General features: G+C 73.5%; 23 protein-coding genes and 1 pseudogene. 12 read left to right on the forward strand and 12 right to left on the reverse strand.

Features of this window, described 5'->3' with window-relative positions; genetic code table 11:
- Positions 1-574: TetR/AcrR family transcriptional regulator (locus tag L7D48_RS09895; RefSeq protein WP_237878610.1), on the forward strand; the 574-nt coding region annotated here is incomplete at its 5' end.
- An 89-nt stretch (positions 575-663) separates the two neighbouring features.
- Here the strand turns inward: L7D48_RS09895 and L7D48_RS09900 are convergent.
- From L7D48_RS09900 to L7D48_RS09920, 5 genes are all read right to left on the reverse strand, one after another.
- Positions 664-2364 (reverse strand): methylmalonyl-CoA mutase, encoded by a 1701-nt coding sequence (locus L7D48_RS09900; protein ID WP_237878611.1) that lies wholly within the window; start codon positions 2362-2364, stop codon positions 664-666.
- Positions 2365-2481: 117 nt separating this feature from the next.
- Entirely contained in the window at positions 2482-2820 is a 339-nt protein-coding gene (locus L7D48_RS09905) for a DUF3817 domain-containing protein (protein ID WP_237878612.1), read from the reverse strand.
- A 93-nt stretch (positions 2821-2913) separates the two neighbouring features.
- Positions 2914-3423, reverse strand: a complete 510-nt coding sequence (locus L7D48_RS09910; protein WP_237878613.1) for a MarR family winged helix-turn-helix transcriptional regulator — start codon at positions 3421-3423, stop codon at positions 2914-2916.
- Between the two features lie 103 nt (positions 3424-3526).
- Positions 3527-3817: an MTH1187 family thiamine-binding protein gene (locus tag L7D48_RS09915; protein WP_237878614.1), complete on the reverse strand. Its 291-nt coding sequence runs from the start codon at positions 3815-3817 to the stop codon at positions 3527-3529.
- Positions 3814-4188, reverse strand: coding sequence for a DUF3817 domain-containing protein (locus tag L7D48_RS09920; RefSeq protein WP_237878615.1), 375 nt, complete (start codon positions 4186-4188; stop codon positions 3814-3816). Before L7D48_RS09920 ends, L7D48_RS09915 begins: the two co-directional genes overlap by 4 nt.
- Positions 4189-4272: 84 nt before the next feature.
- Between L7D48_RS09920 and L7D48_RS09925 the strand changes: the two genes are divergently transcribed.
- The 5 genes from L7D48_RS09925 (at position 4273) to L7D48_RS09945 (ending at position 7927) form a co-directional block, all read left to right on the forward strand.
- Positions 4273-4911, forward strand: a complete 639-nt coding sequence (locus tag L7D48_RS09925; protein WP_237878616.1) for an AIM24 family protein — start codon at positions 4273-4275, stop codon at positions 4909-4911.
- The gene (locus L7D48_RS09930) at positions 4911-5561 is read left to right on the forward strand and encodes an AIM24 family protein (RefSeq protein ID WP_237878617.1); all 651 of its coding nucleotides are present in this window, start codon (positions 4911-4913) and stop codon (positions 5559-5561) included. Before L7D48_RS09925 ends, L7D48_RS09930 begins: the two co-directional genes overlap by 1 nt.
- A complete protein-coding gene (locus L7D48_RS09935) occupies positions 5558-6337 on the forward strand; it encodes an AIM24 family protein (RefSeq protein WP_237878618.1) in 780 nt (259 codons plus the stop codon). The genes L7D48_RS09930 and L7D48_RS09935 overlap by 4 nt, the downstream gene beginning before the upstream one ends.
- 68 nt (positions 6338-6405) lie before the next feature.
- Positions 6406-6882 carry a MarR family winged helix-turn-helix transcriptional regulator gene (locus L7D48_RS09940; protein WP_237878619.1) on the forward strand — a complete coding sequence of 159 codons (477 nt, stop codon included), beginning with the start codon at positions 6406-6408 and terminating at the stop codon, positions 6880-6882.
- A 184-nt stretch (positions 6883-7066) separates the two neighbouring features.
- A complete protein-coding gene (locus L7D48_RS09945; protein WP_237878620.1) occupies positions 7067-7927 on the forward strand; it encodes a hypothetical protein in 861 nt (286 codons plus the stop codon).
- Between the two features lie 39 nt (positions 7928-7966).
- Here the strand turns inward: L7D48_RS09945 and L7D48_RS09950 are convergent, their stop codons facing one another.
- Both L7D48_RS09950 and L7D48_RS09955 read right to left on the reverse strand, forming a co-directional pair.
- A complete protein-coding gene (locus tag L7D48_RS09950) occupies positions 7967-9589 on the reverse strand; it encodes a cell wall metabolism sensor histidine kinase WalK (protein WP_237878621.1) in 1623 nt (540 codons plus the stop codon).
- Complete coding sequence (locus L7D48_RS09955; RefSeq protein ID WP_237878622.1) at positions 9582-10247, reverse strand: response regulator transcription factor; 666 nt, start codon at positions 10245-10247, stop codon at positions 9582-9584. Before L7D48_RS09955 ends, L7D48_RS09950 begins: the two co-directional genes overlap by 8 nt.
- 123 nt (positions 10248-10370) lie before the next feature.
- On the opposite strand from L7D48_RS09955, the gene L7D48_RS09960 reads away from it, so the two are divergent.
- Positions 10371-10955 (forward strand): PepSY domain-containing protein, encoded by a 585-nt coding sequence (locus L7D48_RS09960; protein WP_237878623.1) that lies wholly within the window; start codon positions 10371-10373, stop codon positions 10953-10955.
- 19 nt (positions 10956-10974) lie between these two features.
- Here L7D48_RS09960 and meaB read toward each other — a convergent pair whose 3' ends face one another.
- Both meaB and L7D48_RS09970 read right to left on the reverse strand, forming a co-directional pair.
- On the reverse strand, positions 10975-11934 hold the full coding sequence (meaB, locus tag L7D48_RS09965) for a methylmalonyl Co-A mutase-associated GTPase MeaB (RefSeq protein WP_237878624.1): 960 nt from the start codon (positions 11932-11934) through the stop codon (positions 10975-10977).
- Between the two features lie 191 nt (positions 11935-12125).
- On the reverse strand, positions 12126-13352 hold the full coding sequence (locus L7D48_RS09970) for an acetyl-CoA C-acetyltransferase (protein WP_308312267.1): 1227 nt from the start codon (positions 13350-13352) through the stop codon (positions 12126-12128).
- A 137-nt stretch (positions 13353-13489) separates the two neighbouring features.
- On the opposite strand from L7D48_RS09970, the gene mce reads away from it, so the two are divergent.
- From mce to L7D48_RS09985, 3 genes are all read left to right on the forward strand, one after another.
- Positions 13490-13921 (forward strand): methylmalonyl-CoA epimerase, encoded by a 432-nt coding sequence (gene mce / locus L7D48_RS09975; RefSeq protein ID WP_237878625.1) that lies wholly within the window; start codon positions 13490-13492, stop codon positions 13919-13921.
- A 148-nt stretch (positions 13922-14069) separates the two neighbouring features.
- Positions 14070-17453: a polarized growth protein Scy gene (gene scy / locus L7D48_RS09980; RefSeq protein ID WP_308312268.1), complete on the forward strand. Its 3384-nt coding sequence runs from the start codon at positions 14070-14072 to the stop codon at positions 17451-17453.
- A gap of 123 nt (positions 17454-17576) precedes the next feature.
- The gene (locus L7D48_RS09985; protein WP_237878626.1) at positions 17577-18518 is read left to right on the forward strand and encodes a cellulose-binding protein; all 942 of its coding nucleotides are present in this window, start codon (positions 17577-17579) and stop codon (positions 18516-18518) included.
- A gap of 295 nt (positions 18519-18813) precedes the next feature.
- Here the strand turns inward: L7D48_RS09985 and L7D48_RS09990 are convergent, their stop codons facing one another.
- Entirely contained in the window at positions 18814-19137 is a 324-nt protein-coding gene (locus L7D48_RS09990; protein WP_237878627.1) for an ATP/GTP-binding protein, read from the reverse strand.
- 336 nt (positions 19138-19473) lie between these two features.
- Here L7D48_RS09990 and L7D48_RS09995 point away from each other — a divergent pair, with 336 nt between their 5' ends.
- Positions 19474-20586: an LLM class flavin-dependent oxidoreductase gene (locus L7D48_RS09995; RefSeq protein ID WP_237878632.1), complete on the forward strand. Its 1113-nt coding sequence runs from the start codon at positions 19474-19476 to the stop codon at positions 20584-20586.
- Positions 20587-20619: 33 nt separating this feature from the next.
- Here the strand turns inward: L7D48_RS09995 and L7D48_RS10000 are convergent, their stop codons facing one another.
- A complete protein-coding gene (locus tag L7D48_RS10000) occupies positions 20620-21012 on the reverse strand; it encodes an SCO5389 family protein (protein WP_237878628.1) in 393 nt (130 codons plus the stop codon).
- Between the two features lie 230 nt (positions 21013-21242).
- Here L7D48_RS10000 and nucS point away from each other — a divergent pair, with 230 nt between their 5' ends.
- A complete protein-coding gene (nucS, locus tag L7D48_RS10005; protein WP_237878629.1) occupies positions 21243-21914 on the forward strand; it encodes an endonuclease NucS in 672 nt (223 codons plus the stop codon).
- Between the two features lie 90 nt (positions 21915-22004).
- Here nucS and L7D48_RS10010 read toward each other — a convergent pair.
- Positions 22005-22959: pseudogene (locus L7D48_RS10010) on the reverse strand (hypothetical protein); the annotation flags it as partial.

Genomic DNA, 22959 nt, shown 5'->3' on the forward strand with positions numbered 1-22959 from the left:
GACCATGGGGGACGTGGCCATGCGCGCGGGGGTGGCCAAAACCACCCTCTACCGACGCTGGGCGAGCAAGAGCGAGATGGTCGTTGACGCCGTCGCCGTCCTCTTCGACGAGTTGGAGCTGCCCGACCTCGGCAGCCTGCGGGCGGACGTCGAGAGCGTGGTGCTCGCCTTCGCCGCGCTGCTGGAGCGGCCGGAGACGAAGACGGCCCTGATGGCCGTCGTCGCCGAGGCCACCCGCGACGACGCGCTGCGCACCCGTATCCGCACCGCCATCGTGGAACGCCAGAAGCACCTGGTGGTCGAGGGGCGCCGCCGCGCCCAGGCCCGCGGCGAACTCCCGCCCGACCCGCCCGGCCCGGAGGGCGCCGCCGCGGCGGACCGCGCCGTCGATCTGGTCTTCGACGTGATCGCGGGCGCGGTCGTCCACCGCTCACTGGTCAGCGCGGAGAGCGTCACCCCGGTGTGGGCCCGCGCCCTGACCGCCCTGCTGCTGCACGGTCTGTCCTCCACCACCGGGCCCGCCCCCAAAAACGCCGCCGAGCCCGCACCGGACGACCGCTCCGGCGGCGTCTGACGGCCGCCGGCCCGGCCCCGTTCCCGGAAAGGCCGGGGCCGGGCGGCGGCCCCGGTGCGGTGCGGTGGCCGGTCGCGCGCCGGGCCGCCTCAGAAACCGGCGGGCTCGGTGTAGACGCCCCACTCCTCGCGCAGCACCCCGCAGATCTCGCCCAGCGTCGCCTCGGCGCGCACCGCCTCCAGCATGGGCTCGATCATGTTGGAGCCGTCCCGGGCGGCGGCCAGCATCCCGTCCAGGGCGGCGCGCACGCGCGCGTCGTCGCGTGCGGCCTTGCGGTCGGCCAGCACACGCACCTGCTCGCGCTCGACCTCGTGGCTGACCCGCAGGATCTCCAGGTCTCCGGTGACCGACCCGGTGTGGCAGTTGACGCCGACGACCTTCTTCTCGCCCTTCTCCAGCGACTGCTGGTAACGGAAGGCGGCCTCGGCGATCTCGCCGGTGAACCAGCCGTCCTCGATGCCGCGCAGGATGCCGGAGGTGATCGGGCCGATGGGGTGGTTGCCGTCCGGCACCGCGCGGCGGCCGCGCTCCCTGATCTGCTCGAAGATCTTCTCGGCGTCGGCCTCGATCCGGTCGGTCAGCGCCTCGATGTACCAGGAGCCGCCCAGCGGGTCGGCCACGTTGGCCACGCCCGTCTCCTCCATCAGCACCTGCTGGGTGCGCAGCGCGATCTCCGCGGCCTGCTCGCTGGGCAGGGCGAGGGTCTCGTCCAGGGCGTTGGTGTGCAGGGAGTTGGTGCCGCCCAGTACCGCCGCCAGCGCCTCCACGGCGGTGCGCACCACGTTGTTGTACGGCTGCTGGGCGGTGAGCGAGACGCCGGCGGTCTGGGTGTGGAAGCGCAGCCACTGCGCCTTCTCGCTCTTCGCGCCGTACACGTCCCGCATCCAGCGCGCCCAGATCCGGCGGGCGGCGCGGAACTTGGCGATCTCCTCGAAGAAGTCCAGGTGCGCGTCGAAGAAGAACGACAGACCGGGCGCGAAGGCGTCCACGTCCAGGCCGCGCGAGAGGCCCAGCTCCACGTAGCCGAAGCCGTCGGCGAGGGTGTACGCCAGCTCCTGCGCGGCCGTCGAGCCGGCCTCGCGGATGTGGTAGCCGGAGACCGACAGCGGCTTGTACGCCGGGATGCCCCGGGCGCAGTGCTCCATCAGGTCGCCGATCAGGCGCAGGTGCGGCTCCGGCTCGAAGAGCCACTCCTTCTGCGCGATGTACTCCTTGAAGATGTCCGTCTGGAGCGTGCCGTTGAGGACGGAGGGGTCCACACCCTGCCGTTCGGCGGCCACCAGGTACATGCAGAACACCGGCACGGCCGGGCCGCTGATCGTCATCGAGGTGGTGACGTCGCCCAGCGGGATGTCCCGGAAGAGGACCTCCATGTCGGCGGCGGAGTCGATGGCGACACCGCAGTGGCCGACCTCGCCCAGCGAGCGCGGGTCGTCGGAGTCGCGGCCCATCAGGGTGGGCATGTCGAAGGCGACCGACAGCCCGCCGCCGCCGGCCGCGAGGATCATCTTGTAGCGCTCGTTGGTCTGCTCGGCGTTGCCGAAGCCCGCGAACTGGCGGATGGTCCAGGTCCGGCCGCGGTAGCCGGTGGGATACAGACCGCGGGTGAAGGGGAACTCGCCGGGCCAGCCGATCCTCTCGAACCCCTCGACGGTGTCGCCGGGCGCGGGGCCGTAGACCGGCTCGACGGGGTCGCCGGAGAGCGTGGTGAAGTCGGCGTCCCGCTTGCGTGCGGCGTCGTACCGGGCCTGCCAGCGGCGGCGGCCCTCTGCGATGGCGTCAGCGTCCATACGCACAAATTTACTAGGACGTCCAAGTAATTGTCGATGGAAGACCGCCCGGTGCGGTGTGGCGCACACGGACGGTCCAGCGGGCCTCGACCGCGGGCCCGGGCTCCCGGGGAGCCCTCAGGCCTCGGCGGGGACGGCCTCCTCGTCCTCGACCAGCGGCTCCACCTCGCGCGAGACCTTCCGCTCGACGAAGAACGCGGCGGTGGGGACGGTACCGGCGAGCAGCACCCAGGCCAGCTTGCCGAACTTCCACTTCGCCTTGGAGCCCAGGTCGAAGGCGAAGACCAGGTACAGCACGTACAGCCAGCCGTGGGCGAGGCTGACGACGTAGGTGAAGCCCTCCGCCGCCTCCATCTCCAGCAGGTACTTGCCGATCATGCCGATGACCAGCAGGACCAGCAGGACACCGGTGACGTAGGCCATCACCCGGTAGCGGGTGAGCACGCTCTTCTTCATGCACACGAGCGTAACCGGCACCGCGCGGCGCCCGGCCGGGGCCCCGGACCGGCGGAACCCGGCGGTCCGGTGAGAGCGCGGCGGGAGCGCGGCTCAGCCTTCCTTGAAGTCCCCCGCGGCCACACGCAGCGGCCTGAGCAGCGCGAAGATCTCGTCGCACTCCTCGTCGTCGTAGGCACCCAGCCCGAAGTCCATCGCCATCAGGTCGCGGGTGGCCGCCTCGCACACCTCGCGCCCCCGGTCGGTGATGGAGGCGAGCGTGCCGCGGCCGTCGTTGGGGTTGGGGCGCTTGGCCACCAGACCGGACCTCACCAGGCGGTCGACGGTGTTGGTCACGGAGGTGGGGTGGACCATCAGCCGCTCGCCGATCTTCGACATCGGCAGCTCGCCCGCCTTGGAGAAGGTCAGCAGCACCAGCGCCTCGTAGCGGGCGAAGGTCAGACCGTAGGGCTTGACGACGGCGTCGACCTCGGCGAGCAGGATCTGGTGCGCGCGCATGATCGAGGTGATCGCGGCCATCGAGGGCACGGAGCCCCATCGCTGCTTCCACAGTTCGTCGGCGCGGGCGATCGGGTCGAACGTCAGGCTGAGCGGCTTCGGCACGGCTACGACCTTACCGGCCGGTCATATCGTGGTCAGCTCCGTCTCAGCACTCGGTCCGTCCCGTCCGGCGGTGGCGCCACCGCCGGACGGGACGGACCGGCGCTCAGCCCAGGTGCCGCTCGACGGTGGCGACCTTGGAGGTCAGACCGTCGGTGACACCGGGGCGGATGTCGGCCTTGAGGACGAGCGAGACGCGCGGCGCCCGGGCCTCGACGGCGGCCACCGCCCGCCGCACGACCTCCATGCACTCCTCCCACTCGCCCTCGATGGAGGTGAACATCGCGTCGGTGCGGTTGGGCAGCCCGGACTCGCGGACCACGCGCACCGCGTCGGCGACGTACTCCCCCACGTCCTCGCCGACCCCGAGCGGAGTGACCGAGAAGGCGACGATCACGCGTCCACCGCCCCCGTACGGGGCCGCTCGTCCTGCCCGGCACGCTCGGCGCGGGCCCGGGCGGCGATCACGCTCGCCTCGGCCTCGCGGCGCAGCAGCCGGTCGGCGTAGAAACCGCCGCCGGGCAGCACCGAGAGCACGAAGTAGAGCGCGGCGCGGCCCAGCGGCCACCTGGCGCGGTTCCAGGCGTCCAGCCAGAAGATCACATAGAGCACGAAGAGGGCGCCGTGGACGGCGCCCATCACCGGCACCGCGTTGAACTCGGTCGTGCGCTTGAGCACGGAGCACACCAGAAGCAGCAGGAAGGAGACCGCCTCCGGGGTGGAGACGAGCCGGAGGCGGCGGAGCGCCGAAGCGGTCTTGAGGTCCACGGGAGATCCTTTGTGAAGGGATGCACAAGCTCTGCCATTGTGGCAGCCTCCCGCCGGGCGCCCTCGTCCGGGTAGATTCGCACCGTGGCTCAGTTCCGACTCCAAGGCGGCAAGGTCCTCGCCGTCGACCTGGCGGGCGACACGGTCAGGGCCAAGAACGGCTCGATGGTCGCCTACGACGGCCAGATGGCCTTCAAGAAGCTCACCGGCGGCGGTGAGGGCCTGCGCGGCATGGTCACCCGCCGCCTCACCGGCGAGCAGATGGAGATGATGGAGGTGAAGGGGCAGGGCACCTGCTACTTCGCCGACCGTGCGAGCGACATCAGCCTGGTGGCGCTCCAGGGGCAGAAGCTCCACGTGGAGTCCAGCAACCTGCTGTGCGCCGACGGCTCCCTGCGCACCGGCACCACCTTCACCGGGCTGCGCGGCGCCTCCCAGGGCAACGGCCTGTTCACCACCACGGTCGAGGGCACCGGCACGGCCGCGCTGATGTCGGACGGCCCAGCGGTGGTGCTGCGCGTCACACCGCAGTCCCCGCTCCAGGTGGACCCGGGGGCGTACGTGGCCCACACCGGGGACCTGCGGCAGGAGTTCCAGACGGGCGTGAACTTCCGGACCTTCATGGGCGAGGGGTCGGGCGAGTCCTTCCAGATCCGCTTCGAGGGCGAGGGGCTGGTCTACGTCCAGCCCAGCGAGCGGAACACGATCGGCGGTGACATCTGATGCCGTTCAGGGAGATCGGCTCCAAGATGGTCGAGGCCCGGGTGGCGCCCGGGCAGCGGATGTTCAGCCAGCGCGGCGCGATGATCGCGTACAAGGGCGAGGTCTCCTTCACGCCCAGCATCCAGGGCGGCCAGGGCGGCATCGGCTCGATGATCGGGCGGCGGCTGGCCGGCGAGGCGGCTCCGCTGATGGTGGTCGAGGGCGACGGCACGGTGCTGTTCGGCCACGGCGGCCACCACGTCGAGGTGGTCGAACTGTCCGGCGACACCCTCTACGTGGAGGCCGACCGGCTGCTCGCCTTCGACGGGACGCTGGAGCAGGGCACGATGTTCATGGGCTCCCAGGGCGGGGTCATGGGCATGGTGCGCGGCCAGGTGACCGGACAGGGGCTGTTCACCACGACGCTCTCCGGGCACGGCTCGGTGGCCGTGATGGCCCACGGCGGGGTGATCCGGCTCCCGATCGCCCCGGGCCGCCCCGTCCACGTCGACCCGCAGGCGTACGTCGCCCACCACGGCGACGTGCGGAACAAGCTCTCCACGGCGCTCGGCTGGCGGGACATGATCGGGCGCGGCTCGGGCGAGGCGTTCCAGCTCGAACTGTCCGGGCAGGGCGAGGTGTTCGTACAGGCCAGCGAGGAGAAGCTTTGAACGGTCCGATCGTCCACGACGCCCACACCCTGCCGTCGAACGACAACGTCAACCCCTACGCGTTCTGCGTGGACCTGTCGGGCCGGTGGTTCCTGCAGAAGGGGAAGATGATCGCCTACTACGGGCAGATCACCTTCAACGGCATCGGCCACGGCCCCCTGGACCGGCTGGTCGCCACCAGCTTCCACTCCCCGCTGCACGCCTCGGACTGGGTGGTCGCCGAGGGCAAGGGCAGGATGCTGCTCGCCGACCGCGCCTTCGACGTCAACTCCTACGACCTCGAGGACGGCAACCTCACCATCCGCTCGGGCAACCTGCTGGCCTTCGAACCGAGCCTGGCACTGAAGCAGTCCATCGTCCCCGGTTTCGTGACCCTGCTGGGGACGGGGAAGTTCGTGGCGGCCTCCAACGGCGAGGTGCACTTCGTGGAGCCGCCGGTCCGGGTCGATCCGCAGGCGCTGGTCGGCTGGGCGGACTGCCCCTCGCCCTGCCACCACTACGACCACCAGTACATGCGCGGCGTGCTCGGCGGGCTGCGGGCGATGACCGGGATCGGCGGAGTCTCCGGCGAGGAGCACCAGTTCGACTTCACCGGGGCGGGCACGGTGCTGATCCAGTCGACCGAGGTGCTGATGGAGGAGCGGAACACCGGCACTCCTCCGCCGTCGCAGCCGGGCGTCCCCGGCGCGGGCGGCGGACACGGCGGGCGCGGCGGGCAGCAGACGCCGCAGCTCCCGGGCCAGTTGGGCGACATCCAGCGCCGCTTCGGACTGTGACCGGATCGCTTCCCCCGGTGAGGGTCCGCGGTGAGAGCGCTCCCGGTCGCCGGGTAGAGTCCGACGGCATGCAGAGCGACAAGGAAACCCGCTGGCTGAGCGGAGAGGAGCAGCGCGCCTGGCGCGTCCACCTCGACGTCAACAGGCTCCTCACGCACCAACTGGAGCGGGACCTCCAGCCGTTCGGGCTGACCATGAACGACTACGAGATCCTGGTGAACCTCTCCGAGTCGGACGACCACCGGATGCGGATGAGCGATCTGGCCGCCGCCACCCTGCAGTCCAAGAGCCGTCTGTCCCACCAGATCACCCGCATGGAGAAGGCCGGGCTGGTGCGCCGGGAGAACTGCGAGTCCGACAGGCGCGGGCTGTTCGCGGTGCTGACCGAGCACGGCTGGAAGACGATGCGCGAGGTGGCGCCGCACCACGTCGCCTCGGTGCGGCGCCACTTCATCGACCTGCTCACTCCCGAGGCGCTCGGCGGACTGCACGGCTCGCTGGTCCCGGTCGCCGAGCATCTGCGGTCGCTGCGCGGACGCGGCTGAGGCGCTCCGCCGAACCCCCGCGCCCCGGGGGGAGTTCTTGGGGGATGATGAGGAAGACCCGCTCGACTGCCGTGACGGACAAGACGCGGCGGGTCCGCGGCTGACCGGCCCTTTCCGGGGGAGCGCTGGACCGGACGAGCGGGAGGGTCCTCTGCCGCCGGACCCGCGCCAGAGGTGACCTCCGATGAGCCAGCCACCACCGGGCCAGCCGCCGCACGACGGCTTCGGCCCTCCGCAGTACCCGGGCGGGCAGCCGCAGCAGCCCCGGCAGCCGCCGCCCCCGCCGCCGCAGGGCGGGCCGCCGCAGGCGCCTCCCCCGGGTTACGGCGGCCCGGCGGCGTACCCCCAGGGCGGGCAGTCCGGCTACGCCTACCCCCAGGGCGGACAGCCGCCCCAGCAGCCCTACGGGCAGCCCAACCCGTACGCCGCCTATCCCCCGCCCCCGCAGGGCGCCGGCGGGGCCCCGAAGGGCGCGAAGGGCAGGGTGGCCCTCATCGTCGGCGGCGCCGTGGTGGCGCTCGCCCTCATCGGCGGCGGGGTGTACCTGGCGGTCGGCGACGACGACGGCGAGCCCGGCGCGGCCGCCACCGTGAGCCCGTCCCCGAGCGCCTCCTCCGAACTGTCGCAGGAGGCGGAGGAGCCGGCGGAGCCGACCCCCGAGGAGACGGCGGAGGATCCGCTCGACGACTACGAGCCCACCGACGAACCGGCCGGGGAGCCGCCCGCCGGGAACGACTTCAGGGGGCAGTGGCAGGGCGAGGGCGCCAGGACCCTGACCGTCGGCAAGGCGTTCGAGAGCGGGGAGGCCGAGGGGAAGAACTCGGTCTCCTGGATCGAGTTCGGCGGCGACGGCATATGCGTGGGGATCGGCGAGAACCAGAGCCGCGGCTACCGGATGGCGCTCAAGTGCGGCGAGGGCGACGACGAGGAGTACATCGCCGGCACCGCCAGCAAGACCTCGGACGGCGAGAGCATCGAGATCAAGTGGGACGACGGGGGCGGGACCGACACCCTCGACTGGATCGGCGACGACAACCTCCGGTGAACCCCCGGTGCCGCCCGGAGTCGTCCGGCCCCGCCCGGGCTACCCGGACTCCCCGGCCCGCCCGGTCCGCCCGGGCGAGGCCGGGGCCGCGGCGGGCAGTCGCAGGGTGAACAGCGCGCCGCCCTCGGCCGCCCGGCCGACGGTGAGGCCGCCACCGTGCCGGACCGCCACGTCGCGGGCGATGGCCAGTCCCAGCCCGGCGCCGCCGTCGTCCCGGCTGCGCGCGTCGTCCAGCCGTACGAACCGCTCGAAGATCCTCTCCCGCTCCTCCTCCGGCACCCCGGCGCCGTCGTCGGCGACCTCCAGTACGGCCTGCCCGTGCTCGCGGCCCACCCGCACCCGGACGCGGGAGTCCGCGTGGCGCTGGGCGTTGTCCAGGAGGTTGCCGAGCACCCGGGCGAGCTGGCCGCGCGAGCCGGCCACCTCCACCGGTTCCCCCTCCTCGCCGTCCTCCAGGGCGACGGCGACCCGGTCGCCGGTGCGCTGCGCCAGTTCCTCCCGCACCAGCGCGTACAGGTCCACCCGCGCGTCCCCGGGGCGCTCCCCGGCGTCCAGGCGGGCCAGCAGCAGCAGATCGGCGGCGAGCGCCTGCAGCCGTACGGTGTCGTGGACCGCGCCGTCGATGTCGAGCAGCCCGGGGTGGGCGGCGGCGACCTCCAGCTGGGTGCGCAGGGAGGCGATCGGGCTGCGCAGTTCGTGCGAGGCGTCGGCGACGAAGCGGCGCTGCCGCTCGACGGACGCCTCCAGGGCGCTCAGGGTCTCGTTGGTGGTCCGCGCCAGGCGTGCCACCTCGTCGCGGGAGGGGGGCTCGGGCACGCGCCGGGACAGATCGCTGCCCGCCGCGATGGCCGCCATCTCCTGCCGGATGCCCTCCACCGGGCGCAGCGCGCCCCGGGTGACCAGCCAGGTGACGCCCCCGACGACGGCGAGCAGCGCGGGCAGCCCGGCGAGCATGGTGCCGGTGACGGTCGAGACGGCCTCCTCCTGCTCGGCGAGGGAGGCGCCGGCGTAGACGGTGACGGGGACGCGGTCGCGGGTGACGCTCTGCACGGCGACCAGGCGGAAGTCCTGCGTCGCCACCGCCCGGGAGCGGTCGTAGGTCACCTCGCCGTCCCCGTCGACGGGCAGGGCGACGGTCCGGGTGACGCTGTTGCGGTCCACCGCGACGGGTTCGTCGGACGGCTCCGGGGTGGCGCCGTCGTCGCTCCCGTCGTCACCGCCGTCGCGGTCGTCGCGGTCATCGTCGTCGTCACGGTCGTCGTCGTCACCGCCGTCGTCGCCGCTGTCCTCCGGGGAGGGCGTGGCGGGCGCCTGCCGGGGCTCGTCCGGCCTGTTGAAGTCGGCCACGGGCCCGCGTCCGCGCAGCGGGTCACCGGCTCCGAGCACCGCGCCGGAGGCGTCCACGACCTGCACCGGCTCGTCGTCCGCCAGCGCCTCCACCTCCGCCACCCGGTCCGCCGGTACGTCGGCGACCCCGGCGGCGACCTCGCGGGCGGTGGTCTCGGCGTGCAGCCGGGCGTTCTCGGTGAGGCCCCCGCGGAGCACCTCGACCACCGCGATCCCGGCGGCCACCAGGGCCACCGCCACCACGAGCGTGGCGCCGAGCGCGGCGCGCACCCGGACGGTGAGCCGGGCGAGCGGGGAGAGCGCGGGCCTACGCACCGGTCCTCACCAGCCGGTATCCGGCGCCGCGCACGGTGGCGATCGCCGCGCTGCCCAGCTTGCGGCGCAGCGCGCTGACGTACACCTCGACGATGTTGACGTCGCCCTCGTAGGCGAAGTCCCAGACGTGTTCGAGGACCTCCGACTTGGAGACCACCTCCCCGGCACGCACCGCCAGGTACTCCAGCACGGCGAACTCCTTGGCCGTCAGCGCCACTTCGCGCCCGTCCAGGGTCACCCGCCGCGCGGCGGGGTCCACGGTCAGCCCGCCCACCCGCAGCACGGACGCCCCGCCCCGGGTGCGGCGGCGCAGCAGCGCCCTCACCCGGGCGAGCAGCACCACGTAGGAGAACGGCTTGGTGAGGTAGTCGTCGGCGCCGGTGTCCAGGCCCTCGGCCTCGTCGTACTCGCCGTCCTTGGCCGTCAGCATCAGGATCGGCGTCTCGTCCCCGGCGGCGCGCAGGGCCGAGCAGACGCGGTAGCCGTTCATGCCCGGCAGCATGATGTCGAGGACGATCAGGTCGTACGAGCCCTCGGTCGCCCGGTGCAGCCCGTCCATCCCGTCGTGGGCCACGTCGACGGCGAACCCCTCGGCCGTCAGGCCCCTGGCCAGTGACAGGGCGAGCCGCTTCTCGTCCTCCACGATCAGTACGCGCATGGGGCCAGCCTGCCAAAAAGGACCTGAAGAGATCTTCAGGTGGTTTCAGGATGCCTTCAGCCGCGCCCTGGGACGGTGTTCCACGTCAGACGCGAGACCCCGTCTCCAGGGAGGAAAACAACCATGAACCGCAAGCTGGTCGTCGCCGCCGTCGCCACCGCCGCCCTCGCCGTCGGCGGGAGCACCCTCGCCTTCGCCGACGACGACACCGCCCAGGACGCTCTGGCCGCGAGCCTGCGGGTCGGCGCCGACACCGGTGACCGGGACGACGACGCCGACGACAGGGACAACCTGGACGACGGCGACGACAGCCGGGGCGACGGCAGGAGTGACGGCAGGGACGACGACCGCGGTGACGACGACCGGGACGAGCTGCGGACGCTGCGCGGCGCCGAGGTGACCCTCCAGGAGGCCGTCGCCGCCGCGCTGAAGGCCGTACCGGGCACGGCGGAGTCCGCCGAGCTGGAGGACGACGACAGCGACCGGCCGGTCTGGGAGGTCGACGTCCTGGGCGAGGACGGCACCTGGCACGAGGTCTCGGTGGACGCCGACAGCGCCGACGTGCTGGAGCGGAGCGCCGAGTCGGACGACCGGGACGGCGACGACGACCGCGGTGCCGACACCGACGACAAGGACGACCGCGACGACGACCGCGACGACAGGGACGACGACAAGGGCGACGACAGGGACGACCTCCGCGAGGACTGACGTCCGCCCCCGGCGGGGCTCACTTCCCCGTCAGCCCCGCCACCAGCTCGTCGGCCGCCGCGTACGGGTCGAGCGTCCCGCTCGCGATCCGCTCGGCCAGCGCGTCCAGGCGGCGGTCGCCGTGCAGGTCGCCGATGCGCTCGCGCAGCGCGGTCACCGCGATGGTCTCCACCTCGCGGGCCGCGCGCGCCCGGCGGCGCTCGGCGAGCACTCCGCGCTCCTCCATCCAGGCGCGGTGCTTCTCCAGCGCCTCGACCACTTCGTCGACGCCCTCGCCGCGCGCGGCGACGGTCTTGACGATCGGCGGGCGCCAGTCGCCGGGCTTCCGGGCCTCGCCGAGGCCCAGCATGTGGTTGAGCTCGCGGGCGGTGGCGTCCGCGCCGTCGCGGTCGGCCTTGTTGACCACGTACACGTCGCCGATCTCCAGGATCCCGGCCTTGGCGGCCTGGATGCCGTCGCCCATGCCGGGCGCCAGGAGGACGACGGAGGTGTCGGCCTGCGAGGCGATCTCGACCTCGGACTGGCCGACGCCGACCGTCTCGACCAGGACGACGTCGCAGCCGGCCGCGTCCAGGACGCGGATGGCCTGCGGGGCGGCCCAGGCCAGGCCGCCGAGGTGGCCGCGGGTGGCCATGGAGCGGATGTAGACGCCGGGGTCGGAGGCGTGCTCGGACATCCGCACCCGGTCGCCCAGCAGCGCGCCGCCGGAGAACGGGGAGGAGGGGTCCACCGCGAGGACGCCGACCCGCCTGCCGGCCTTGCGGTACGCGCTCACCAGCGCCGAGGTGGAGGTGGACTTGCCCACCCCTGGCGAGCCGGTCAGACCGACGACGTACGCGTTGCCCGTCAGCGGCGCCAGCGCCGCCATGACTTCCCTGAGCTGCGGGGACGCCCCCTCAACCAGCGAGATCAGCCGGGCCACGGCCCGGGGCCTGCCCTGCCGTGCCTGCTCCACCAGTCCGGGGACGTCCACCGCCATACGTGCTGCGCTCCTCGCGATACTCGGCCGTCACCGGCCCTCGTCGGCCGCCGGGCGGCCGCTGTGGTCGGCCGCCTGGTCCGGCCGTCATTCTTCCCGCGGCGCTCGCGCGCCGCCGTGCCGCCGGTCACACGGGCCCGCACCCGCCACGTGCCTCACGTGCGGCGTGCGGGCCCCGTGCGACCGCTCCGTCACTTCCCGGGCACCCGCACGATCAGGGCGTCGCCCTGACCGCCGCCGCCGCACAGCGCGGCGGCGCCGACGCCGCCGCCGCGGCGCTTGAGCTCCAGGGCGAGGTGGAGCACGATGCGCGCGCCGGACATACCGATCGGGTGACCCAGCGCGATCGCGCCGCCGTTGACGTTCACCTTTTCGTGGTCGATGCCGAGGTCCTTCATCGACTGCACCGCGACGGCCGCGAAGGCCTCGTTGATCTCGATCAGGTCGAGGTCGCCGACCTCCAGGCCGTCCTTCTTCAGGGCGTGGCGGATGGCGTTGGACGGCTGCGACTGCAGGGAGTTGTCCGGGCCGGCCACGTTGCCGTGGGCGCCGATCTCGGCGATCCACTCCAGGCCCAGCTCCTCGGCCTTGGCCTTGCTCATCACGACCACCGCGGCGGCGCCGTCGGAGATCTGCGAGGAGCTGCCGGCGGTGATGGTGCCGTCCTTGGCGAAGGCCGGGCGCAGCTTGCCCAGGGACTCGGCGGTGGTCTCGGGCCGGATCCCCTCGTCCTTGGAGAACAGGATCGGGTCGCCCTTGCGCTGCGGGATCTCCACCGGGGTGATCTCGGCGTCGAACAGACCGTTCTTCTGCGCGGCGGCGGCCCGCTGGTGGGAGAGGGCGGCGATCTCGTCCTGCTCGGCGCGGCCGATGCCCAGGCGGGTGTTGTGCTTCTCGGTGGACTCGCCCATGGCGACGTTCTCGAAGGAGTCGGTCAGGCCGTCGTGGGCCATGGCGTCCAGCATCTGCACCGCGCCGTACTTGAATCCCTCGCGGGACTTCGGCAGCAGGTGGGGGGCGTTCGTCATGGACTCCTGGCCGCCGGCGACGACCACGTCGAACTCGCCGGCGCGGATGAGCTGGTCGGCCAGCGCGATGGCGTCCAGACCCGACAGGCAGACCTTGTTGACGGTCAGCGCGGGGACGTTCATCGGGATGCCGGCCTTCACCGCGGCCTGGCGCGCGGGAATCTGCCCGGCGCCGGCCTGGAGCACCTGGCCCATGATCACGTACTCGACCTGGTCCCCGCCGATGCCCGCGCGGTCCAGGGCCGCCTTGATGGCGAAGCCGCCCAGGTCGGCGCCGGAGAAGGTCTTCAGCGAGCCCAGCAGGCGGCCCATGGGCGTACGGGCGCCCGCGACGATCACGGAGGTGGCGGCGGACGCCGAACGGGTCTCGGGGTTCGTCTTTTCGGTCACGGTGCGGCCCCTTCGGAGCAGGGAGTTAACGAGGGTTATCGCCAATGTACTGAGCGGTACCGTCCCGGGTCACCGGTCGGTCGGTGTGACCGTGCGCACGTTGCGTAACCACACTCCGAGACGGTGCACTGTCTTCCATGCTGACGCGCATCGACCACATCGGTATCGCCTGTTTCGACCTGGACAAGACGGTGGAGTTCTACCGTGCCACCTACGGCTTCGAGGTGTTCCACACCGAGGTGAACGAGGAGCAGGGGGTGCGCGAGGCCATGCTGCGGATCAACGGCACGGACGACGGCGGCGCCTCCTACCTCCAGCTCCTGGAACCGACCCGCGAGGACTCCACGGTGGCCAAGTGGCTGGCGAAGAACGGCGAGGGCGTGCACCACATCGCCTTCGGCACCGCGGACGTCGACGGCGAGGCCGAGGCGATCCGGAACAAGGGCGTCCGGGTGCTGTACGACGAGCCGCGCACCGGTTCGATGGGCTCCCGTATCACCTTCCTCCACCCCAAGGACTGCCACGGCGTACTCACGGAACTGGTCACCTCCGCTTCCTCACAGCACTGACGACCGCTCCCCCGGCCGGTAGAGTGGCCGTTCGGCCGGGGCTGCGGGCCGGCAGGGGCCCGTCCCATGTTCCGCCGATGATCTGACACCATTTCTCCGAAGGGTCAGTTCACCTTCACCACGACCAGGGGACGGATGGGACCGCGCAGTGCGGGGCTACGACCGCTACGAGGCTGACGACCACCTCTCTCAGCTCGAAGCCGAGATGAAGCGGCTGAAGGACGAGCGGGACAAGGCGGTCGACCACGCCGACGACCTCGGCTACCAGGTCGAAGTGCTGCGCGCCAAGCTGCACGAGGCGCGCCGCGCTCTCGCCGCGCGCCCGGCCGGTTACGACAACCTGTCGCACCAGGCCGAGCAGCTGCTGCGCAACGCCCAGGCGCAGGCCGAGCAGTTGCGCGCGGACGCCGAGCGCGAGCTGCGCGAGGCCCGGGCCCAGACCCAGCGGATCCTCCAGGAGCACGCCGAGCGGCAGGCCCGTATGGAGGCCGAGCTGCACGCCGAGGCGGTCGCCCGGCGCCAGCGGCTGGACGAGGAGCTGGCCGAGCGCCGCGCGACCGTCGAGTCGCACGTCAACGAGAACGTCGCCTGGGCCGAGCAGCTGCGCGCCCGCAGCGAGTCGCAGGCCCGCCGACTGATGGACGAGGCCCGGGCCGAGGCCGAGCAGACCCTGGCCGCGGCCCGCGCCGAGGTGCAGCGGCTGACCGAGCAGTCCCGGCAGCGCCTGAACTCGGAGGCGGAGGCCGCCAAGGCCGAGGCCGAGCAGGTGCTGCGCCGGGCCCGCGCGGACGCCGAGCGGCTGCTGAACGCGGCCTCCACCCAGGCGCAGGAGGCCACCGAGCACGCCGAGCGGCTGCGCACCTCCACCGCCGCCGAGTCCGAGACCGCCCGCCGCGAGGCCACCGCGCTGGCCCGCCAGGCCGAGCAGCGGATGCAGGAGGCCGAGACGGCGCTGCGCGAGGCCCGCGCGGAGGCCGACCGCGTCCTGGCCGAGGCGCGCGAGGCCGCCGCGAAGCGGCTGGCCGACGCCGAGTCGGAGAACGAGCAGCGCGGACGTACCGCCAAGGCCGAGATCGCGCGCATGGTCGCCGAGGCCACCAAGGACGCCGAGGCCGCCAAGGCCGAGGCCGAGCAGGTGCGGGCGGACGCCCGCGCCGAGGCCGAGCGGCTGATCGCCGAGGCCCGCGAGAGCGCGCGCGCCAAGTCGGCCGAGGAGTCGGCCGCCCAGCTCGCCGAGGCCGCGCGCACCGCCGAGGAGGTGCTCACCAAGGCGTCCGAGGAGGCCAAGGCCACCACCCGGGCCGCCACCGAGGAGGCCGAGCGGCTGCGCGCGGAGGCCGAGGCGGAGGCCGACCGGCTGCGCGCCGAGGCGCACGACCTGGCCGAGCAGCTCAAGGGCGCGGCCAAGGACGACACCGAGGAGTACCGCGCCAGGACCGTCGAGCTCCAGGAGGAGGCGCGGCGGCTGCGCGGCGAGGCCGAGCAGCTGCGCGCCGACGCGGTCGAGGAGGGCGAGCGGATCCGCGGCGAGGCCCGCCGCGAGGCCGTCCAGCAGATCGAGGAGGCCGCCAGCCGCGCGGAGGAGCTGCTCAGCCAGGCCAAGGCGGACGCCGAGGAGACCCGCGCCGCCGCGGTGGCCGAGGGCGAGCGGGTGCGTACCGAGGCGATCGATCGGGCCACCGCCCTGCGCCGCCAGGCCGAGGAGGCCCTGGAGCGGGCCCGCGCCGAGGCCGAGGAGCTGCGGACGGCGGCCGAGGAGCAGGCCGAGCGGACCCGCGAGGAGGCCGAGGAGGCCGGCCGGCGGCTGCGCGCGGAGGCCGAGGAGGCCGTCGCCGCCCGCCGCGCCGAGGCCGATGTGGAGCTGGAGCGGCTGCGCGCGGAGGCCGAGCAGCGGCTGACCGCCGCCGAGGAGGAGCTGCGCGGGGCCCACGAGGAGGCCGAGCGGCTGCGCGAGGAGACCCGCGCCGAGACCGAGCGGCTGCGCGCGGAGTCGGCACAGCGGCTGCGCACCCTGCGGGAGCAGGCCGAGGAGGAGTCCGAGCGGCTGCGCACCGAGGCGGTCTCCGACGCCGCTCAGGCCCGCGCCGAGGGCGAGGCCGTGGCGGTGCGGCTGCGCACCGAGGCGGCGACCGAGGCCGAGCGGCTGCGCACCGAGGCGCAGGAGACGGCCGACCGGGTGCGGGCGGAGGCGGACGCGGCCGCCGAGCGTATGGGCGCCGAGGCCGCCGAGGCGCTGGCCGCCGCCCAGGAGGAGGCCTCCAGGCGCCGCCGCGAGGCCGAGGAGCTGCTCACCGGCGCCCGCCAGGAGGCGGACCGGGAGCGGGCCCAGGCCCGGGAGCAGAGCGAGGAGTTGCTCGCCTCGGCCCGCAAGCGGGTCGAGGAGGCGCAGGCCGAGGCCGAGCGGCTGGTGGCCGAGGCCGAGCGGCGGGCCGCCGAACTGGTCTCCGCCGCCGAGCAGAAGGCGCAGCAGGTGCGCGACTCGGTCGCGGGGCTGCACCAGCAGGCCGAGGAGGAGATCGCCGGTCTGCGCTCCGCGGCCGAGCACGCCGCGGCCGCCCTGCGCCAGGAGGCGAAGGAGGAGACGGACGCCGCCAAGTCGCTGGCGGAGCGCACCGTTTCGGAGGCGATCGCCGAGGCGGACCGGGTCCGGTCCACCGCCGACGAGGAGGCCGAGCGCACGCGCGCCGAGGCCGACCGCGTACGGGACGAGGCCCGTGAGGCGGCGGCGCGGCGGCTGGGCGACGCGGCCGAGCAGGCCGACCGGCTGGTGGCCGAGGCCCGCGAGGAGGCCGTACGCATCGCGGCGTCCGCCGAGGAGCGGGCGGACACCATGGTGGGCGCCGCCCGCAAGGAGGCCGAGCGGCTGGTGGCCGAGGCGCGGGCCGAGAGCACCTCGCTGGTGGAGAAGTCCCGCAGCGACTCCGACACCATGCTGGAGGAGGCCCGCCGCGACGCGAGCGCCATCCGGGAGCGGGCCGAGGAGCTGCGTTCGCGCACCGAGACCGAGGTCGAGGAGCTGCACGAGCGGGCGCGCCGGGAGGCCGCCGAGGCGATGCGGTCCGCCGGCGAGCGTGTGGACAAGCTGGTGAAGGCGGCCGAGGAGCAGTTGGCCGAGGCCCGGGAGAAGGCCCGTCAGACCCGTTCGGAGGCCGACTCCGAGGCGAGCAGGGTCCGTATCGCCGCGGTGCGCAAGGCCGAGGGGCTGCTCAAGGAGGCCGAGCAGAAGAAGGCCGCGATCGTCCGGGAGGCCGAGAAGGTGCTCGCCGAGGCGGAGGCCGAGGCCAGGCGGACCCTGGAGAAGGGCAAGCGCGAACTGGAGGTGCTGACCCGCCGTCGTGAGGACATCAACGCCGAGATCTCGCGTGTGCAGGACGTACTGGAGGCCCTGGAGTCCTTCGAGTCACCCGGAAGGGGCAAGTCCGACAAGGACGGCAAGGGGGGAAAGGGTTCTGACGGGGGATCGAACGGAGCGGTCAAGGCCGCCGTGGGAGCGGGAGCGACGCATGGCGGCGGCAAACAGGGCAAGAACTGAGCCACTCGAACGGGCGTACATTCTGCATATCAAACCGGCATCTTCTCGAAGACACGCCGCTTTCCCCCCTAGGATTCCCTCTATCACTCTCCCGTCCGACCCCGTCTGACCGACAGGAACCCCATGAGCGACAACACCTCTCCCTTCGGCTTCGAGCTCGTGCGGCGCGGCTACGACCGCGGTCAGGTGGACGACCGCATCGCGAAGCTCGTCGCCGACCGTGACAACGCGCTGGCCCGTATCGCCTCGCTGGAGAAGCGCATCGAGGAGCTGCACCTCGAGACGCAGAACGCACAGGCGCAGATCAACGACTCCGAGCCGTCGTACGCCGGACTGGGCGCCCGTGTCGAGAAGATCCTCCGTCTCGCCGAGGAGGAGGCCAAGGACCTGCGCGAGGAGGCCCGCCGGGCCGCCGAGCAGCACCGGGAGCTGGCCGAGTCCGCCGCGCAGCAGGTGCGCAACGACGCCGAGGCGTACGCCGCCGACCGCAAGGCCAAGGCGGAGGACGAGGGAGCCCGGATCGTCGAGAAGGCCAAGGGCGAGGCCGCCACGCTGCGCGCGGACGCGCAGAAGGACGCCCAGGCCAAGCGCGAGGAGGCCGACGCCCTCTTCGAGGACACCCGGGCCAAGGCCGCCCAGGCCGCCGCCGACTTCGAGACCAACCTGGCCAAGCGCCGCGAGCAGTCCGAGCGCGACCTGGCGTCCCGTCAGGCCAAGGCCGAGAAGCGGCTGGCGGAGATCGAGCACCGCGCCGAGCAGCTCCGCCTGGAGGCCGAGAAGCTGCGCACCGACGCCGAGCGCCGCGCCCGCCAGACGGTGGAGACCGCCCAGCGCCAGGCCGAGGACATCGTGGCCGACGCCAACGCCAAGGCCGACCGCATCCGCAGCGAGTCCGAGCGCGAGCTGGCCGCTCTCACCAACCGCCGCGACAGCATCAACGCCCAGCTCACCAACGTCCGCGAGATGCTGGCCACGCTCACCGGCGCGGCCGTCGCCGCGACCGGGCAGCCGAACACCGACAGCGGCGAGGAGTCGCTGGGCGTTCCCGCCCAGCAGTCGCGCTGAGGCCGGGCAGAGACCCGCAGCGCCGGCAGACGGTGGGACACCGCGCCCCGCACCGCCCGAGGGCGGTGCGGGGCGCCGCCGTCTTCCCGCGCCGGCTCCCGGGTGCGCCGCGCCCCGCGCGGGCCCCGCGCGGGGCCCACGGGTGGACGGGAACCGGACTCCCCCGGTGGCCTACCGGTCCGAACGGGGCCCGGCCTGCCGTGGCCGTCGGCTCGCGTCACGCTCGCCGCGCCGATCGGTGCGTACGCCCGCCTCCCCACCCGCGGCGTCCGACGGGCGCCTCCGCCCCGCGGGGTCAGTACCTGGGGGCCTGACGGGACCGCTGGAGCCGCGCGCTCCGGCGGTCCCTGGCGTTCCAGCACGCCCGGTGCCAGTGCCGCCGGTCGTCCACCCGTCCATCGCGCTGCCAGGCCACCACGTGCGGCACCCCGGGCGGGATCTCCTGGTCGCAGCCGGGGCAGCGGTAGTGCTTGGCCGCGGACTGCCCGCTGATCTGCCGGACCACCCACTCCTCGCCGCGCCACTCGTCGGTGTGCTCCATGCCGTAGCGGCCGTCCGCCTCCCCGTCGCGGCGGGCGGACCTGCCACCGCCGCGCGGGCGGTTTCGACGCGGGGACAACAGGCACCTCACGTGGTCTCGGGGGCCTTCGGGGCCCGTCGGCGGACTGCTCCGTCCAGCCTACGCAGGTCGCGGGCGGCTCTGTGCCGCGCACCCGCGGCGCCTCCCCCTCCGTCTCCCCCCTCGTCCTCCTGCGCGGTCCGAAAAAAATCCCGGCAGGCCGTGCCCTTGGCACGTGTCAAGCGTTGTTGCCTCAAGGGGACCGTCCGGCGGTCCGTTCGGAGGGCCGCCGCAGACCACCGCGGGCCACCGCGGGCCGCCGCAGGCCGTCGCGCGGCGGTGCCGGAACGGCGCCGGGGCGGTCCCGGTACCGGGCAGGAGGCTGTGGCGATGGCGGTGCACATCGGGACTTTCGTGCCGGCGGGGCAGTTCCCGGGGCAGGGGCAGGGAGAGGCGCTCCACCGCGCCCTGCGCTCGGCGGAGGCCGCCGAGCGGGCCGGCCTGGACTCCGTGTGGGTGGCCGAGCACCACTTCGTCCCCTACGGGGTCTGCCCCTCGGCGATCACCCTGGCCGCGCTGCTGCTGGGGCGCACCCGGCGCATCGAGGTGGGCACGGCCGTGAGCGTGCTCCCCACCGTGCATCCGGTCGCCCTGGGCGAGCAGACCGCGCTGCTGCACCTCGTCTCCGACGGCCGGTTCACCCTCGGCGTCGGCCGCGGCGGCCCCTGGGTGGACCTGGAGGTCTTCGGCGGCGGCGTCGAGGCGTACGAGCGGGGCTTCCCCGAGTCGCTGGACCTGCTGCTGCGCTGGCTGCGCGAGCCGCGCGTCGGCGCGGACGGCGAGCGCTACCGCTTCCGCGAGGTCCCCGTCGTACCGCGCCCGGACCAGGGCCTCGGCGGACCGGAGGCACCGCCCGTGCTGGTCGCCTGCACCTCCCCCGCCTCCGTGCGGCTGGCCGCGGCACGCGGGCTGCCGATGCTGCTGGGGATGCACTGCGGGGACGAGGAGAAGGCGGACATGGTCGCCCTGTGGCGGCGCGAGGCGCTGGCGGCGGGAGCGGACCCGGAGGCCGTGGCCGCGGCCGGGCACGTGTCGGCCGGGGTGGCGCAGGTGGCCGACACCCGCGACGAGGCCGTGGAGACGCTCACCAAGGCGATGCCCGGCTGGCTGCGGCAGGGCCTGGAGGCCCACACGACCGTGGACGGCCGGGCGCGTTCGATGCGCGACCCGCTCGCCTACACCGAGCTGCTGTGCTCGCTGCACCCGGTCGGCCCGCCGCGGCTGTGCGCGGACCGGCTCGCGGCCACCGCCGAACGGACCGGGATCGGCCGGTTCGCGCTGCTGGCCGAGGGCTCCGGAGACCTGGCCGCCACCGAGCTGAACGTCTGGCGGCTGGGATCCGAGGTGCTGCCGCTCCTCCCCCGAGCAGCGGCAGCTCCCGCGCCGTCGGACACAGCGCCGGAAACAGCGCCGGACGACGAGGGCGCGGAGACGGGCACGGCGTCCTGACCGGCCGTCCGCCCGCTCGCCGTCCGCCCGCGGTCAGCAGTCGCGCAGTTCCGGCGACTGGTTGAGGAGCTGGCCGCGGATGGAGGTGAAGCGGGCGAGCCGCTCGTCCGCGGAGGAGTCCAACGGGAAGACCGCGACCCGGTGGCAGTTCTGGAAGGCCAGTCTCACCCCGAAGTGGCGCTCCAGCGCGCCGCGTATCGCGTCGCTGGCGAGTGCGCGCAGCAGCTGACCCCGCGCCCGCTCGTCCGGCGGCGGCGTCTGGTTGTCGGCGAACTCCCCGCCGTCCACCCTGAGCTGGGCCACCAGAGAACTGATCATGTTCCATGCGTAGGGCAGGGACGTACGGACGCAGTCGACGAAGGCCGCCTCATCGACCTCGCCTCGCTCGGCCTGCTCCAGGAGGGCCGGTGAGACGTCGAGCGACATGGGTTCTCCTCTCGCGATCCCGGGCATACCAGGACCTCAGGGACGTGATGTCGGGGCTGCGCGTAACCGGATGATCTCGTACGGCGACCCCCAGGCTGCAACGTTATGCCCGCACGTACTGCCGCACCAGGCTTGTGGGCACACAACAAGCCACGCCCGAACGGTGATCGAACAGGGAGAAGCAGGGGCGAATCGCGTGGACCGCCCGTCGTCCAGTAGCGTGGCCGACCATGCGTCTCGTCATCGCCCGCTGCTCCGTGGACTACGCCGGAAGGCTCACCGCCCACCTCCCGTCGGCCCCCCGTCTCATCCTGGTGAAGGCCGACGGATCGGTCTCGGTCCATGCGGACGACAGGGCATACAAGCCCCTCAACTGGATGTCTCCGCCGTGCACCCTCAAAGAGGGCGAGGAGGACGGCGTCGGCGTCTGGACGGTGGTCAACAAATCGGGGGAGAAACTCATCATCACCATGGAGGAGGTCCTGCACGACTCCTCGCACGAACTCGGCGTCGATCCCGGCCTGATCAAGGACGGCGTGGAGGCGCACCTTCAGGAACTCCTCGCTGACCGAATGGAGACCCTCGGCGAGGGCTGGTCGCTGATACGGCGTGAGTACCCCACCGCCATCGGGCCGGTGGACATCCTGTGCCGGGACGCGGAGGGGACCACCGTCGCGATCGAGATCAAGCGGCGCGGTGAGATCGACGGCGTCGAGCAGCTCACCCGTTATCTGGAACTGCTCAACCGCGACCCCCACCTCGCCCCGGTGCGGGGGGTGTTCGCGGCCCAGGAGATCAAGCCGCAGGCGCGCGTGCTGGCCACGGACCGCGGCATCGACTGCGTCGTCCTCGACTACGACGCGCTGCGCGGCATCGAGGACGACAAGCTGCGGCTGTTCTGACCACTCCGACCTGCCCGGTACGCACGCCGGGGCCGCGGCCGCGTTCGACGCGCGGTCGCGGCCCCGGCGTGCGTGGCTTCCGGGCCCGGATCAGATGACCGGACTCTCCGTGGAGTCCTGGGACGCCTGACCGCTGCTCGGCGCGGCGGTGTTCGACGCGGTCCCACTGGCGGTGACGCTCCCGCCGGCTCCGCCCGTCGTCGGCTCCGAGGGAGTGGACGGGGGCGGGGACGGGGAGGGGGATTCGTCTCCTGGCGACGGGTCCTCACCGCCAGGCTCCCCTGACGTGCCCCCCGAGGACGAGTCCTCGTCATCGGGATCCCCCGGATCGTCCGCCGGAGGCGGACTGTCCTCGTCCTGGCCTCCCGAACCGCCGCCCGAGGTGTTCGACCCACCGGGCTTCTCGGTGTCCTTCTCCCCGCCCCCGGAGGTCGTGCCCTTCTCCTCCTCCGTCTCCTCGGACGCGTCGTCCGACTCGGAGGCGTCCGGGGAGGCCGAGCCCGTCCCGCTGCCGGACGGTTCGCCGGGGACGGCCGGCGCGCTGCTCGCCCCCGGCTTCTTCCCCCGCTCGTCGCTGGAGCTCGGCGCGGGCTCGTCGACGGTGATGCCGTCGTCCTCCCGGGAGGTGACGGCCGGGTTGACGCTGCCGGCGGGCTCCTCGCTCCCCGAGGTCATGCCGATGGTGACGACCGTGCCCACCAGCGCGGCCAGCAGGGCGCCCGCGCCCGCCGCGAAGACGTTGCGCCGGGTTCCCCGCAGGGCCAGCCCGCGCGGGCCGCGGCGGCCGTCGTCCGGGCCGTCCTCGCCGTGCGCGGTCCGTACGAACGGCGTCGGCCGGGTCAGCGCCTCGCTGCCGAAGGTGCCGTCGCCGGGCGTCTCGTCGAAGGCGCTGCCCACCGTCACCGGCGGAACCGCCAGGGCGGGCGGGAGCTTGTCGAGCGCCGGCGTGCTGCCGGTGCTCTGCGGTCCGGACGGAGTCTGCGCCACGGACGGCGGTGGCGGAAAGGCCCCGGGCGGCTTCACCGTGCTCTGTCGTCTGGGGAGG

Source organism: Streptomyces sp. ICN903 (assembly GCF_022015835.1).
In the GTDB taxonomy this organism is placed as follows: domain Bacteria; phylum Actinomycetota; class Actinomycetes; order Streptomycetales; family Streptomycetaceae; genus Streptomyces; species Streptomyces fenghuangensis.

What these genes read in the sequence shown, in the direction of transcription:
- L7D48_RS09900 (WP_237878611.1), bottom strand. Translation starts at nt 2,364, where the DNA reads ATGGACGCTGACGCCATCGCAGAGGGCCGCCGCCGCTGGCAGGCCCGG.
- L7D48_RS09905 (WP_237878612.1), bottom strand. Translation starts at nt 2,820, where the DNA reads ATGAAGAAGAGCGTGCTCACCCGCTACCGGGTGATGGCCTACGTCACC.
- L7D48_RS09930 (WP_237878617.1), top strand. Translation starts at nt 4,911, where the DNA reads ATGCCGTTCAGGGAGATCGGCTCCAAGATGGTCGAGGCCCGGGTGGCG.
- L7D48_RS09940 (WP_237878619.1), top strand. Translation starts at nt 6,406, where the DNA reads ATGCAGAGCGACAAGGAAACCCGCTGGCTGAGCGGAGAGGAGCAGCGC.
- L7D48_RS09945 (WP_237878620.1), top strand. Translation starts at nt 7,067, where the DNA reads ATGAGCCAGCCACCACCGGGCCAGCCGCCGCACGACGGCTTCGGCCCT.
- L7D48_RS09955 (WP_237878622.1), bottom strand. Translation starts at nt 10,247, where the DNA reads ATGCGCGTACTGATCGTGGAGGACGAGAAGCGGCTCGCCCTGTCACTG.
- L7D48_RS09960 (WP_237878623.1), top strand. Translation starts at nt 10,371, where the DNA reads ATGAACCGCAAGCTGGTCGTCGCCGCCGTCGCCACCGCCGCCCTCGCC.
- meaB (WP_237878624.1), bottom strand. Translation starts at nt 11,934, where the DNA reads ATGGCGGTGGACGTCCCCGGACTGGTGGAGCAGGCACGGCAGGGCAGG.
- mce (WP_237878625.1), top strand. Translation starts at nt 13,490, where the DNA reads ATGCTGACGCGCATCGACCACATCGGTATCGCCTGTTTCGACCTGGAC.
- L7D48_RS09985 (WP_237878626.1), top strand. Translation starts at nt 17,577, where the DNA reads ATGAGCGACAACACCTCTCCCTTCGGCTTCGAGCTCGTGCGGCGCGGC.
- L7D48_RS10000 (WP_237878628.1), bottom strand. Translation starts at nt 21,012, where the DNA reads ATGTCGCTCGACGTCTCACCGGCCCTCCTGGAGCAGGCCGAGCGAGGC.
- nucS (WP_237878629.1), top strand. Translation starts at nt 21,243, where the DNA reads ATGCGTCTCGTCATCGCCCGCTGCTCCGTGGACTACGCCGGAAGGCTC.